This window comes from Paraburkholderia silvatlantica, assembly GCF_003096715.1.
In the GTDB taxonomy this organism is placed as follows: Bacteria; Pseudomonadota; Gammaproteobacteria; order Burkholderiales; family Burkholderiaceae; genus Paraburkholderia; species Paraburkholderia silvatlantica.
Genome location: NZ_QEOL01000008.1, coordinates 122,972 through 135,041 on the forward strand (window position 1 = coordinate 122,972; position 12,070 = coordinate 135,041).

Consider the following 12,070-nt stretch of genomic DNA (forward strand, 5'->3'; position numbering starts at 1 on the left):
CAAGCCTCGCGGCACTCCACGTTTATCGCCGTCGTAACCGGCGCGAAGCCCGCTCTCGCAGGTCGACCGCAGAGTCCGCCCGTCGCGACTGACCGCGCTGGGTTGACCACGGCGTTGTTGCGCGATCCGGATGATCGAACGCAGGTCACTTCACTCACCATGGCCTCGAAACAACCTGCCTGAATCCAGCGTCGCTTCTGCTGGTAGACCGGTTCCCACGGTGGAAAGTCATTTGATCGCGAGAAAGTCGATTTCGTCTTGCATGCGCTTCGACGATATATCGACCTTTTCGAATTCGATTGCGATGCCGACTTCGCGCGCAACAATATGTGACGCAAGCGCGCATGCTCCCGGCGAATAATAAAGCTTCACGTTCGATCCTGGGAAGGTGGATTCAAAAGCTTGCTCAACGGCTTTAGCGGACCTATCGGCAGGAGCGAAAATGTCATTAAATGCGCTTTCCCTAAGGGAAGTGCCTCGAGCATTTCATGAGCTTGATTCACGTCCGTAACGTTCAGGATGAACACCACCCCAGCCCGGTCTTGCAGTGAATACCACTGGTCAATCTTGCCCTCAAGATAACGTTGCGCCGTCTCGCGAACTTCGGTCGGAAGAATTTGCTGGACACGTTGCATGTCCGTGCCCGGCGCAAAGGTGCCAATCGCCAATATCTTCGTGGTCGGGGTAGTTGGCAACGGAGTAGTTTGTGCCATGGAAACTCCAGCAGAAACGATCAGTGCAGAGGCTGTTGTTAAATTAAGAAGAAGGCGTTTCATCGTGCATGTTCCCGCCGCATCTGCCTGAAGGCTGGCGCGAGGCCGGAACAGTTGCCGTATCCAGTGCTGCGGCTTCTGGTCCCGTCAGATAGCAATCGCGGAAACGCTCATCGACGAGTTCCCCCATCCGTTTCGAAAACAGCAGCGCTGCCTTGAGCGGTCGATGATTGATGACCACGGAATCCGTCTCGCCCTGTTCGTTCAGATGTGCGACGACCACCGTTTCGATCGGCACGCCCTGGATCTGCGACCGATAGGATTCCATATACAAATTGTTGCCGATCTCGCCCTTGTAGCTGTGCTGCTGGAATTCGTAGAGTGAGACCGCGTGTTTGATCACGGAGAGAATATCGGCTCGCCCCTCGATCGGGCGCTTCAGGACGGTGGCTTCGAGCGTCGCGTTTTCGGCGAGCCTCGCCAGCCAGAGCGGCGGGCCGCCTGCGGGCACCAGTACGGGGGCAGTGTCGTTGAATTTCATGCTGGACACTCCTGTTACGGTTTGCTCGCCATGCCCGCGCTAACGGCATCGAGCGCGGCTTCGAGCGTAATGCGCGCCTTTTCGCGGCGGCGTCGCGCGAGGCGTTCAACGCCCGCGCCGCGCTCGGATTCGCCCACCAGCAGCGCATGAATATCGGGCAGCGTCCAGATCGTGCCGCGCGTCCCCCAGGCGCCATCCGGAATCTCAGTCGGGAACACCCAGACGCGCGGCGCGACGTCATCGAACGGCCGGTCCTCCGCGCGCGCCACCGCTTCCGTGACGTTTCTGACGAGCGCGCGACGCGATTCGTCGGTGTATTGCCCTTCGGGTGCGCAAGGAATGATGCGGTAGCGTATCGTGTTCGCGCGTTCGCCGCCGATGTAAATCGCAGCAGGCCGATGAAGATGGAACACGGTGACTCGCTGTGCGGTCGGACTGGCGGGATCGTACCCTTCCGCCTTGATGAGGATGTCGGTCAGTTCCTTGACGAGGCGCGCTTCGGCCTCGGGCGTCAGGGCGTCTTCGGGCCACAGTGCATCGATCATTGGCATGGTATCGCTTCCGGGTCATTGGATGCGGCCATGATCGGGGTTTACTCGTGCCGCCGAAAGTGGCAGCATCGCCATTATTCAGGGAATTTCAGACACGCAATGGCCATCATCCGCATCTGGGTCTACGACGGAATCCTCGCGTCCGGCGTCGCGGGACCTGTCGATGTCTTCAGCGCGGCCAACCAGTTCCACGCGCGCAAGGCTGCTTCGGACACGGCATCCGCACCCGTGTTTGCATGGCGCGTGGAATCCCTCGACGGGCAACCGGTCACGGCTGCGTCGGGCCAGAGGATTCACGTCGACGGCAAGATCGACCCGCGCAAACGCGCGGACGCCGTTCTGCTGACGGCACCGTTTTTCTCGAACATCGATGAATTCATCGGGCGCCGCGAGCAGTTGAACGCGCTGTATTCCGCACTGCGTCGTCAACGCAAGGCAGGTGCCGTGCTGGCGGCGTACTGCACGGCCAACTACCTGCTAGCCGAAGCGGGCCTGCTGGATGGACGCGCCGCAACGACGCACTGGGCGAGAGCCGCGGACTTCGCGCGCCGCTATCCGCGTGTCGAAGTTCGCGCACAGGAACTGCTGATCGCGCAAGACGGCATCATCTCTGGCGGTTCCGTGACGTCGTATCTGAATCTCGCCGTGCGGCTCGTCGAGACGTTCGCCGGCGAAGCACTCGCCGCCATGACCGCGAAGGCGCTGCTGATCGACATGAACCGGACTTCTCAGGCCTCCTTTGCATCGCTTCTCGACGAACACGGGCATACCGACACGCTCGTCGCACGCGCCCAGCAGCAAATGGAGGCAACGATGCAGCAGGGTTTCCGCTTGAGCGATCTGGCGGCATCGCTTGCTGTCAGCGAACGCACGCTCAATCGCCGTTTCAAGGAAGCCGTCGGGCTCGCACCGTTGACGTATCTGCAGAATCTGCGCATCGAAGTCGCGAAGCGCTTACTGGAAACACGGCCGATCGGGCTTGAGGCGGTGAGTCAGCGTGTCGGTTACAGCGATATCAGCACATTTCGGCAATTGTTCAAACGGAAGACCGGTTTGTCGCCGAGTGAATATCAGATGCGGTTTTCGCGTGCAGCGGCGCAGAATATAGAAACCGAGTCAGGTCGCACCGGCGGCTGAGGGCACGCGAGAACATCGCGCCGCAGTCCTCATCATTCCCCTCTTCCCCCTGCCTTTTTGTATCCCAACGTATCTGCAACAGTCAGGGATACGCACGCATACACACAAACCGACTTCCGGACACAAGCGGGATACATTCATCCCCTCAAATACGCCCATCGCGAGCGAAACACCGCACCGCAAACGCTGGGCTTACCGAGGTAGTGCATATGCAACACGAGACGAACGGAAACGTTGAACCGGACCGCATCGCGAATGAACCGCTGAGCAGCCAGATCGCGCGCAATTGTCTGATGACGCGCGCCCGCCAGATCTCCCGCGTCCTGACTTCCGTCTATGACGACGCATTGCGTCCGTTCGGCATCGTGGCGCCGCAATTCTCTTTGCTCGTGTTGATTGCGGAGTTCGGGCCCATTAGCCGCTCGGATCTGGGCCGACGCAGTCAACACGAGCGCTCGACGCTGACAAGGAATCTGCAGCCGCTGATCGCGCAGGGCTGGGTCGCCGAGGGCGTCCCGGCCCGCGATGGTCGAAGCCGCCCGCTCTCGCTCACGTGCGAAGGCGATGCCCTGCTTAAAAACGCGGCGAGCGCATGGTCGGCTGCACAGCACCACGCGACGCGTCTCCTTAGCGAACGCGGCGCGCATGAACTCATGAATATTGCGCGCAAATTGCCGCTGCGCATGGTCTGAAGTCTTCTGGTCGATGTTGCATATACAAGATCGACCGGTGCCTGTCCCCAACGTCAAGGAGTTTTTCATGAAAGTCGTCAAAGCCGCCGCCGTCCAGTTCAGCCCGGTACTCTATAGCCGTGAAGCAACCGTTGCCAAGGTCGTGCAGAAGATTCACGAACTCGGCCAGAAAGGCGTGCAGTTCGCCACCTTCCCCGAAACGGTCGTGCCTTATTACCCTTACTTTGCGGCCGTCCAGACGGGCATCGAACTTCTTTCGGGTACCGAACATTTGCGCCTGCTCGAACAGGCTGTGACTGTACCGTCCGCTGCAACCGATTCGATCGGCGAAGCCGCGCGGAAGGCCGGCATGGTCGTATCCATTGGCGTCAACGAGCGCGATGGCGGCACGCTGTACAACACGCAATTGCTCTTCGATGCCGACGGTACGCTGATCCAGCGCCGCCGCAAGATCACGCCGACGCATTTCGAACGCATGATCTGGGGCCAGGGCGATGGCTCAGGCTTGCGTGCAGTCGACAGCGCAGTCGGCCGCGTTGGGCAGCTCGCATGCTTCGAGCACAACAACCCGCTCGCCCGCTATGCGATGATCGCAGACGGTGAGCGGATCCATTCGGCGATGTATCCGGGCTCCGCCTTTGGCGAGGGCTTTACCCAGCGCATGGAAATCAACATCCGCCAGCATGCGCTCGAATCCGGCGCGTTCGTGGTCAATGCGACGGCGTGGCTGGACGCGGATCAGCAGGCGCAAATCATGCAAGATACCGGTTGTGGAATCGGTCCGATCTCGGGCGGCTGCTTCACCACGATCGTCGCTCCTGACGGCATGCTGATGGCCGAGCCGCTTCGCTCGGGTGAAGGCGAAGTGATCGTCGATCTCGACTTCACGCACATCGACCGCCGCAAGATGCTGATGGACTCAGCCGGCCACTACAACCGCCCCGAATTGCTGAGTCTGCTGATCGACCGCACGCCGACCGCACATGTTCACGAACGCGCTTCGCACCCGATGATCGTTAGCGGCCAGGGTTCCGACGATCTGCGCTCCGTGGTTGCATAACAATCGACGTATGCATGCACGCATTTTTTCATCCGCACGTATGCATATGCATACATAAAGTGAAATCTTCCTCGAAAGGCATGTGATATGACAACGAAACCTGCCCATGATCGGCCCATTCTCGTGACGGGCGCCGGAGGCGCGATTGGTGGAATCGGCCGCAACGTAACAATGTCTTTGCTAGCGAAGGGCTACAAAGTGCGGGCGCTGGTCCGCAAGGATGACGATCGCGCGAACGAGTTGCGCCGCCTTGGTGCCGAAGTCGTGGTCGGCGATCTGACCGATCTCGCCTCGCTGCACCGTGCGATCGAAGGCTGTTCGCGCGTCTATTTCGGCATGTCGGTCTCCGCGGCCTACCTCGAGGCAACCGTGAATTTCGCTGCGGTGGCGCGTCATCATGGTGTCGAAGCCATCGTGAACATGTCGCAAATGACGGTCACGGAAATGAGCATCACCGAGTCGACCGACAGCCCCCAGCACAAGCTGCACTGGCTTGCCGAGCAGGTCTTGCAGTGGTCGGGGCTGCCCGTCGTCACGGTACGGCCGACGGCTTTTCTCGAAAGCTTCTTCCTGACCCTGGGCGCAGCCGGCGTCCGCGATAACGACGAACTCGCGCTGCCGCTCGGCAATAGCAGGACCTCGCCCATTTCAGCCGTCGATGTCGCAAATGCAGTAGCGGTGATTCTGGAGAATCCGGCGCCGCATATCGGCAAGATCTATAACCTGACAGGCCTCGAATCCAATGATATCGAGCAGGCCGCGCGCGTCTTTTCGGAGGCGCTCGGCCGGCCCATCCGTTACCGGAATGTGCCTGTCGCGCCGTGGTCGGACAAGTTGCGCGAGCTCGGCATTCCCGATCATGTCGTCAAGCATCTGGCCGTCATGGCCGAGCTGCACGCTCAGGGACGATACGACCGCATGACGAACGACCTGTTCGAACTCACGGGCCGCCAACCCATGAGCATGTACGATTTCGTGAGACTGCATATTGCCGACTTCACGCGCGGCGAAGCGCGCTGATCCAGGCGGGAGACCGATCCCATGTCAAATGACGCGCCCCAATCCTCATCGCGCCGGCGCTTTGTCGGTATGGCCGCCGCGACGCTCGCCGCAGGCTCGCTCAGCCGGCTCGCCTTCGCGCAGACGAGCCCGGCAACCGGCAAGATCACCGAGCCCGCGAACGGCGACAAAATGGCGATCCGGCCGTTCCGCGTTCATGTCCCCGAGTCGCAGCTCGTCGACATGCGGCGACGCATCAAGGCTACGCGCTGGCCCGATCGCGAGACGGTGCCCGACGAATCGCAGGGTATTCAACTCGCCACCATTCAGGGGCTCGCGCAATATTGGGCATCAGGCTACGATTGGCGCAAATGCGAAGCGCGGCTCAATTCATATCCGCAGTTCATCACCGAGATAGATGGACTCGATATTCACTTCATCCATGTGCGGTCGAAGCATGAAAACGCGATGCCATTGATCGTGACGCACGGCTGGCCGGGCTCGGTCATTGAACAGTTCAAGATCATCGACCCGCTAGTCAATCCGACTGCGTACGGCGCACCGGCTTCGGATGCTTTTCATCTCGTGATTCCCTCGCTGCCCGGTTACGGCTTTTCGGCGAGGCCGGCCACAACGGGCTGGGGACCGGAGCGCACCGCGCGCGCGTGGGTCGCATTGATGAAACGCGTTGGCTATGAGCGCTTTGCTTCGCAGGGCGGCGATCTCGGCGGGATCGTCACGAACATCATGGCCAAACAGGCGCCGCCCGAACTGATCGGCATTCATGTGAACTTCCCTGCGTCTGTTCCCGCCGAGATTCTGCAGTCACTCGCCGCGGGCGACCCGATGCCTGCCGGTTTATCGGACGAGGAGAAGCACGCGTATGAGCAATTGAGCGCCAACTTCAAAAAGAAGCGCGGCTACGCTTTCGAAATGGGCACGCGCCCTCAGACACTGTATGGACTCGCCGACTCGCCCGTCGCGCTGGCTTCCTGGCTGCTCGATCACGGCGACGGCTACGGCCAGCCTGCGGCGGCGTTGAGCGCGGCCGTGCTCGGACATCCCGTCAACGGTCATTCGGCAGGCTCGTTGACGCGAGACGACGTACTCGACGACATCACGCTTTACTGGCTGACCAACACCGGCATCTCGGCGGCACGCTTCTATTGGGAGTCGCACGCGAACTTCTTCCTTGCGGCAGACGTCAACGTGCCCGCCGCTGTGAGCGCTTTTCCGGGAGAAAACTACCAGGCGCCGAAGACCTGGACCGAAAAGGCTTATCACAACCTGATTTACTTCAATAAGCCCGAAACGGGCGGGCACTTCGCGGCGTGGGAAGAACCAATGATCTTCGCGAACGAAGTACGCACGGGGTTGAGGCCCTTGCGCGCCTGACGAAGATGCGAGGCACTCCGACGCGCATGTCCGATATCCCTCGAAAAATGGCAATATTGCCGCTCGCGCCCGCTCCGACAAAGCCCGATGATCAGGCGACTCGCTGCTTCTGGAACCCAAACATGACTGCAAACACCTATTTCTCGACCAACCTGCTGCTCGCCTATACAGCGTATTTCGTTGGCACCGCGAGTCCAGGGCCGAGTAACCTTGCAATTATGTCCATCGCGGCCAGTCACGGCCGGAAAGCGGCGTTGATGTTCGCACTCGGTGTCGTCTCGGGGTCGATGTTCTGGGCGACGGTGGCGACGCTAGGCGTCTCGGCCGCCCTGATCGCCTATTCGCAATTCATCATTGCAGTCAAGATTTTTGGGGGGCTATATCTCTTGTGGCTAGCCTTCAAATCCGGACGCAACGCGCTTGCGACAGCAGCATCCGCACTGAAGACCGGGCAAACACCGACTTTGACGAGCGTCTATTCCCGTGGCTTGATGCTCCATCTCACCAATCCCAAAGCGATTCTCGTGTGGGTTTCGATTGTTGCGCTTTCGTCGAACAGCACGGGATCGGCCCATAGCGCGCTAATTGCGGGCTGTGCGACCATCGGGTGTCTGGTGTTCGGCGGATACGCAGTCCTGTTTTCGACGGACTCGGCCCGAAGGATGTACGTGCGAACCCGTCGCGCCCTGGAGGGATGCCTGGCCGTCGTATTCGGGATTGCCGGCATCAGACTTCTGGCGTCGCGTGTCTAGCCCACGCGCGGACGAGGGACGATCAAAGTCGCGCAACCAGCGCGCCAGAGCACGACGGGCACATCGCCCGCCCGAGCCTTTCCCCGCGGGAAAGCACGCTTCACCCTTCCTCAATTTTCGCGCTCGCGAAAATCTCCCACACTTGCCATCACGCCTGTTCCGTACCGTTCGTACGGAGTTGCGCCCCGGCTGCGGCTCATGACGCGGCATCGAAAATACCGGAGACAGCATGAACAGCCATCCCCTAGACCTGGGCGGCAGCGCGCCGGGCGAAGCGCCACGCCGCCCGCTCACCGTACAAGCCCCGCTTCAAAGCCCACAAGGCGTCACGCTCAGCCGCTTCATGGACGACATGCCCGTGGGCGCGCTGCACCGCTTCGTGGTGTGGGTGATCGGTATTGGCCTCTTCTTCGACATGTACGAGATCTTCCTCGTCAGTTCGATCGGCTCCGCGCTGCAGAACGAATACGGACTCGATGCGCACAGCCTCGCGTTCAAGCTCCTGCTTGCCTCGGCCTTCGTCGGCATGTTTTTCGGCTCGCTCTTCCTCGGCAGTCTCGCCGACCGCATCGGCCGTCGGCGCGCCTTCCTGTTCACGCTCACGTGGTACAGCGCTTTCTCGCTGCTCGCCGCCTTTTCCACAAACGCCACCATGCTCGTGGTCTGCCGCTTTCTGACGGGCGTGGGCGTCGGCGCGATCTATCCCGTGGCCGATAGTTTCCTCTCGGAAATCCTGCCGAAGGAAAAGCGCGGCCGGCTCGCTGCGTGGGCCTATACCACCTCGTATGTCGCGGTTCCGCTGGTCGGCTTTCTCGCGGTTTGGCTCAATCCGATCCATCCTGGCGGCATCGCGGGATGGCGCATCATTCTCGCCATCGGCAGCCTCGGCGCCCTGTTCGTGCTGGCCGTGCAGCATCGCCTGCCGGAAAGCCCGCGCTGGCTGCTGGCGCAAGGGCGCGCGGACGAGGCCTATGCCACCTTGGGCCGCTTCGCGCAAAGCGCCGGCGCGCAGATGCCGAAGCGGTTTGCCGCGCCGCAAACGCGCCAGCATCCGCTGCGCCTCTCCGAGCGCATTGCCGTGCTGCGGCGCGCGCCCTATGACAAGCGCTATGTCATGCTTGTCGTGTTCCACCTGTTCCAGGCCTTCGGCTACTACGGCTTCGGCACGCTTGCGGGCGTCGTCGTGAAGAGCCGCGGCATCGATGTGACAGGCAGCACGCTGTTCGTCGCCCTCTCGTTTCTCGGCTACCCGATCGGCTCGCTGCTCTCCGTGCCGCTGCTCAACTGGATCGAGCGGCGAACGCTCGTGATTGCGTCGCTCGTCTCCGTTGCGATTTTTGGCCTTGGCTTCGCCTACTCGGGACAGGCTGCGCTGATCGTTTGCTTCGGCGTGCTGACGACCTGTGCGTCGAATGTGTTCAGCAACGCCTACCATGTGTACCAGGCCGAAATTTTCCCGGCCAGCGTGCGCTCGACAGCGATCGGCAGCACCTATTCGCTCTCGCGTATCATGAGCAGCGCCCTGCCCTTCATCCTGTTGCCGGTGCTCACGCAGCACGGCCCGATCGCGATGTTCGCCGTAATCTCCGCCGCGCTGGCCATCGTCGCAGTGACCCTGCGTGCGCTCGGCCCCCTCACCACGCGCCGCAGCCAGGACGAGATCAATCCGGTCTGACCGGCCGATGCCCCGAGCGCCCCTGGATCGTCGGGGCGGCTGCCGCGTCACGCGGGGCCGCCCCGGTTTTCATTGCGCCGCGCGCGCCGACATGTAGTCGAACAGGCTCACGATATCCGAGCTTGGCGCGCTATCCGCCTTCATCCCGATCCAAAGCGTACGCGTGGCCCACGTGTCCGCCAGCTTCACCTTGACGACGCCGGCCTTGCCGCGCTCGTCGCTCACCGCGTTGCGCGGCAGCACGCCGATACCGAGCCCCGCCTCGATCATGCGAAACACACCGTCGAAGTTCGAGGCCTGGATGCGCAGCTTCAGCGATCGCTCGATGGCGAATGCCGCATCCGTCATGCGCGCGAGCAGCGAGCTGCCATCGCTCAGGCCCACGTAGTCTTCGTCGAGCGTATCGGCGAAGCGGATCACGTCGAGTTGCGCAAAGCGGTGACTGCGCGGCACGAGCAGCACGAGTTCGTCGCGGCGATAGAGGCGCCGCTCGATGCCGGGCGCGGGCACGTTGTCGGCGAACACGCCGAGGTCGGCCTTGCCCGCGCCGAGCGCCTCGACGATTTCGTGGCTCAGCCGCTCTTCGAGACTGACCTTGATGCCCGGATGCTCATTCAGGAAGCAGGCGAGATCGACGGGCAGAAACTGCACGATCGCCGACGTATTCGCCCACATGCGCACGTGCCCGCGCACGCCGGCGGCGTAATCGCTCATTTCGGTGGCCATTCGACTCACCTGATCGACCACGCGCGTGGCGTGCTCGAGCAGCGCATGCCCCGCGGGCGTGAGATCCACGCCGCGCGCGCGGCGGATGAACAAGGCACAGTCGGTCACGCTTTCGAGTTCGGCTATGCGCTTGCTGACGGCCGAAAGCGTGAGCTGCCCGTGCTCGGCCGCCTTGGTGAGGCTGCCATGTTCGGCGACGAGCAGAAAGACCCGCAGCGACTGCAGATCGAAGTGAAGGGGATTGACCATGATGAAAGGGGCAAAGCCGACGCGAAAGACGATTGTCCTGCATCGCGGGCGCGGGAGGAAGTGCAGATGTGGGAAGACAGAGGCAGACGTGCTGCGACGCGCGTCCGCGCGCCGACCGCGCGGGCCGGCGTGTTCACCGCCGAACCGGCGCCCCCCCGGCTCGACGGCGAAAACGGGCAAGAGGCATCAACCTGGCTGGATCAGCTCGGAGATTTCGATGAGATTCAGATCCGGGTCGCGCACATAAACGGAACGAATCTTCTGCGTCGCGCCCGTGCGCTCGACCGGACCTTCGACGATCGGCCAGTTCTTCCCCGCGAGATGCGCGATGACCGTATCGAGCGGTACCGCTGCGATGAAGCACAGATCGAGCGCGCCCGGCACCGGCACATGCGCCTTGGGTTCGAATTCCGCGCCACGCACATGCAGGTTGATCTTCTGGTTGCCGAAGCGAAACGCGAGCCGCCCCGCGCCGAAGGTCTCCAGCTGCATCTGCAACACTTCCGTATAGAAGTGCTTCGTGGCCTCGGGGTCCACGCAGGTCAGCACGAGATGGTCGAGGTGGTCGATCAACGCCATGCTTCGCTCCTTGTCATGAGTACGCGCGTTGCACCGGCATGCCTTGGGTCCGTTCCGGCACCGGATGCAGGTCGAGGCGGCGACCTGCCTTGAGAATCTGGCTGGGCACGTCGTGGCCGATCAGGCCGGGCAACAGCGCGGCGGCGTCGAGCACGGCAGCGAGATTGACCCCGGTATTGTAGCCATCGAGTTCGAGCATGTGCACGAGTTCTTCGGTGCACACGTTGCCGCTCGCGCCCGGCGCGTACGGACAGCCGCCGAGGCCGCCGAGCGAGGCGTCGAAGCGCACGATGCCCGCATCGAGCGCCGCAAGCGTGTTGGCGAGCGCCATACCGCGCGTATTGTGGAAATGCAGCGTCAATTCGAGCGCGCCGAACGCCTGCGCAGCGCTTTCGCACAACGCGCGCACCTGCGCGGGATGCGCCATGCCCGTCGTATCGCAAAGCGTGACGCCCTGCACGCCCAGTTCGGCGAAGCGCCGCATCCAGCCGAGCACGTCCTCGACGGGGACGTCGCCTTCCATCGGGCAGCCCATTGCTGTGGAGAGCGAAACATTGATCGCCACGCCCGTGCCGCGCACGGCTTCGATCACGTCGCGCAACTGCGCGAACGACTGCTCGCGCGTCATGCGCAGGTTGCTGCGATTGTGGGTCTCGCTCACCGACATCACGAGGTTCACTTCGTTCACGTTGCACGATAGCGCGCGCTGCGCGCCGCGCACGTTCGGCACGAGCACCGTATAGACGACGCCCGGCACGCGCTCGATGCCGTGCATCACCGCCTCGGCGTCGCGCAGTGCAGGAATCGCCTTGGGCGACGTGAACGAAGTCACTTCGATCTTCGCGTAGCCGCAGGCGCTCAGGCGGTTGATCAGCGCGATCTTGTCGTCGGTGTCGATGAAGGCGGCTTCGTTCTGGAAGCCGTCGCGCGTCGCGACTTCGTTGAGATACAGCACCTTGCCCTTGAAGTTGTCTTTATTTCCTGTCGCCATCTCGCCGCTC

Annotated in this window: 14 protein-coding genes and 1 pseudogene; 7 read left to right on the forward strand and 8 right to left on the reverse strand. The window is 62.2% G+C overall.

Annotation, left to right across the window (positions count from 1 at the left end; all coding sequences use genetic code 11):
• Positions 1 to 18 precede the first annotated feature (18 nt).
• The 5 genes and pseudogenes from C7411_RS13265 to C7411_RS13280 form a co-directional block, all read right to left on the reverse strand.
• Positions 19 to 233: pseudogene (locus C7411_RS13265) on the reverse strand (IS5/IS1182 family transposase); the annotation flags it as partial.
• Positions 229 to 372 carry a glutathione S-transferase family protein gene (locus tag C7411_RS37475; RefSeq protein ID WP_165822796.1) on the reverse strand — a complete coding sequence of 48 codons (144 nt, stop codon included), beginning with the start codon at positions 370 to 372 and terminating at the stop codon, positions 229 to 231. The pseudogene C7411_RS13265 and the gene C7411_RS37475, both read right to left, overlap by 5 nt.
• Positions 369 to 776, reverse strand: a complete 408-nt coding sequence (locus C7411_RS13270) for a hypothetical protein (protein WP_243413139.1) — start codon at positions 774 to 776, stop codon at positions 369 to 371. Before C7411_RS13270 ends, C7411_RS37475 begins: the two co-directional genes overlap by 4 nt.
• Complete coding sequence (locus C7411_RS13275) at positions 757 to 1,254, reverse strand: hypothetical protein (protein WP_110384742.1); 498 nt, start codon at positions 1,252 to 1,254, stop codon at positions 757 to 759. The genes C7411_RS13270 and C7411_RS13275 overlap by 20 nt, the downstream gene beginning before the upstream one ends.
• 14 nt (positions 1,255 to 1,268) lie before the next feature.
• Entirely contained in the window at positions 1,269 to 1,805 is a 537-nt protein-coding gene (locus tag C7411_RS13280; RefSeq protein WP_110384743.1) for a tautomerase family protein, read from the reverse strand.
• Between the two features lie 99 nt (positions 1,806 to 1,904).
• Between C7411_RS13280 and C7411_RS13285 the strand changes: the two genes are divergently transcribed.
• The 7 genes from C7411_RS13285 (at position 1,905) to C7411_RS13315 (ending at position 9,515) form a co-directional block, all read left to right on the forward strand.
• Positions 1,905 to 2,942: a GlxA family transcriptional regulator gene (locus C7411_RS13285; protein WP_110384744.1), complete on the forward strand. Its 1,038-nt coding sequence runs from the start codon at positions 1,905 to 1,907 to the stop codon at positions 2,940 to 2,942.
• 209 nt (positions 2,943 to 3,151) lie between these two features.
• Positions 3,152 to 3,634: a MarR family winged helix-turn-helix transcriptional regulator gene (locus tag C7411_RS13290; RefSeq protein WP_110384745.1), complete on the forward strand. Its 483-nt coding sequence runs from the start codon at positions 3,152 to 3,154 to the stop codon at positions 3,632 to 3,634.
• A 67-nt stretch (positions 3,635 to 3,701) separates the two neighbouring features.
• On the forward strand, positions 3,702 to 4,694 hold the full coding sequence (locus C7411_RS13295; protein ID WP_110384746.1) for a carbon-nitrogen hydrolase family protein: 993 nt from the start codon (positions 3,702 to 3,704) through the stop codon (positions 4,692 to 4,694).
• A gap of 87 nt (positions 4,695 to 4,781) precedes the next feature.
• Entirely contained in the window at positions 4,782 to 5,714 is a 933-nt protein-coding gene (locus C7411_RS13300) for an NmrA family NAD(P)-binding protein (protein WP_110384747.1), read from the forward strand.
• A 21-nt stretch (positions 5,715 to 5,735) separates the two neighbouring features.
• Complete coding sequence (locus tag C7411_RS13305; RefSeq protein WP_110384748.1) at positions 5,736 to 7,088, forward strand: epoxide hydrolase family protein; 1,353 nt, start codon at positions 5,736 to 5,738, stop codon at positions 7,086 to 7,088.
• 122 nt (positions 7,089 to 7,210) lie between these two features.
• Positions 7,211 to 7,840 (forward strand): LysE family translocator, encoded by a 630-nt coding sequence (locus C7411_RS13310; protein ID WP_110384749.1) that lies wholly within the window; start codon positions 7,211 to 7,213, stop codon positions 7,838 to 7,840.
• A gap of 229 nt (positions 7,841 to 8,069) precedes the next feature.
• Positions 8,070 to 9,515, forward strand: a complete 1,446-nt coding sequence (locus C7411_RS13315; protein ID WP_110384750.1) for an MFS transporter — start codon at positions 8,070 to 8,072, stop codon at positions 9,513 to 9,515.
• A 69-nt stretch (positions 9,516 to 9,584) separates the two neighbouring features.
• Here the strand turns inward: C7411_RS13315 and C7411_RS13320 are convergent, their stop codons facing one another.
• The 3 genes from C7411_RS13320 to C7411_RS13330 all read right to left on the reverse strand — a co-directional run bounded on the left by C7411_RS13320 (position 9,585) and on the right by C7411_RS13330 (position 12,060).
• The gene (locus C7411_RS13320) at positions 9,585 to 10,490 is read right to left on the reverse strand and encodes a LysR family transcriptional regulator (protein ID WP_110384751.1); all 906 of its coding nucleotides are present in this window, start codon (positions 10,488 to 10,490) and stop codon (positions 9,585 to 9,587) included.
• Positions 10,491 to 10,676: 186 nt separating this feature from the next.
• Positions 10,677 to 11,069, reverse strand: coding sequence for a VOC family protein (locus C7411_RS13325; RefSeq protein WP_110384752.1), 393 nt, complete (start codon positions 11,067 to 11,069; stop codon positions 10,677 to 10,679).
• Positions 11,070 to 11,082: 13 nt separating this feature from the next.
• Positions 11,083 to 12,060 carry a hydroxymethylglutaryl-CoA lyase gene (locus C7411_RS13330; RefSeq protein WP_110384753.1) on the reverse strand — a complete coding sequence of 326 codons (978 nt, stop codon included), beginning with the start codon at positions 12,058 to 12,060 and terminating at the stop codon, positions 11,083 to 11,085.
• Positions 12,061 to 12,070: the final 10 nt, after the last annotated feature.

Bases quoted from the DNA above. Each gene is read 5' to 3' on its own strand.
- C7411_RS13270 (WP_243413139.1), bottom strand. From the start codon at position 776: ATGAAACGCCTTCTTCTTAATTTAACAACAGCCTCTGCACTGATCGTT.
- C7411_RS13275 (WP_110384742.1), bottom strand. From the start codon at position 1,254: ATGAAATTCAACGACACTGCCCCCGTACTGGTGCCCGCAGGCGGCCCG.
- C7411_RS13280 (WP_110384743.1), bottom strand. From the start codon at position 1,805: ATGCCAATGATCGATGCACTGTGGCCCGAAGACGCCCTGACGCCCGAG.
- C7411_RS13285 (WP_110384744.1), top strand. From the start codon at position 1,905: ATGGCCATCATCCGCATCTGGGTCTACGACGGAATCCTCGCGTCCGGC.
- C7411_RS13290 (WP_110384745.1), top strand. From the start codon at position 3,152: ATGCAACACGAGACGAACGGAAACGTTGAACCGGACCGCATCGCGAAT.
- C7411_RS13295 (WP_110384746.1), top strand. From the start codon at position 3,702: ATGAAAGTCGTCAAAGCCGCCGCCGTCCAGTTCAGCCCGGTACTCTAT.
- C7411_RS13300 (WP_110384747.1), top strand. From the start codon at position 4,782: ATGACAACGAAACCTGCCCATGATCGGCCCATTCTCGTGACGGGCGCC.
- C7411_RS13305 (WP_110384748.1), top strand. From the start codon at position 5,736: ATGTCAAATGACGCGCCCCAATCCTCATCGCGCCGGCGCTTTGTCGGT.
- C7411_RS13310 (WP_110384749.1), top strand. From the start codon at position 7,211: ATGACTGCAAACACCTATTTCTCGACCAACCTGCTGCTCGCCTATACA.
- C7411_RS13315 (WP_110384750.1), top strand. From the start codon at position 8,070: ATGAACAGCCATCCCCTAGACCTGGGCGGCAGCGCGCCGGGCGAAGCG.
- C7411_RS13320 (WP_110384751.1), bottom strand. From the start codon at position 10,490: ATGGTCAATCCCCTTCACTTCGATCTGCAGTCGCTGCGGGTCTTTCTG.
- C7411_RS13325 (WP_110384752.1), bottom strand. From the start codon at position 11,069: ATGGCGTTGATCGACCACCTCGACCATCTCGTGCTGACCTGCGTGGAC.
- C7411_RS13330 (WP_110384753.1), bottom strand. From the start codon at position 12,060: ATGGCGACAGGAAATAAAGACAACTTCAAGGGCAAGGTGCTGTATCTC.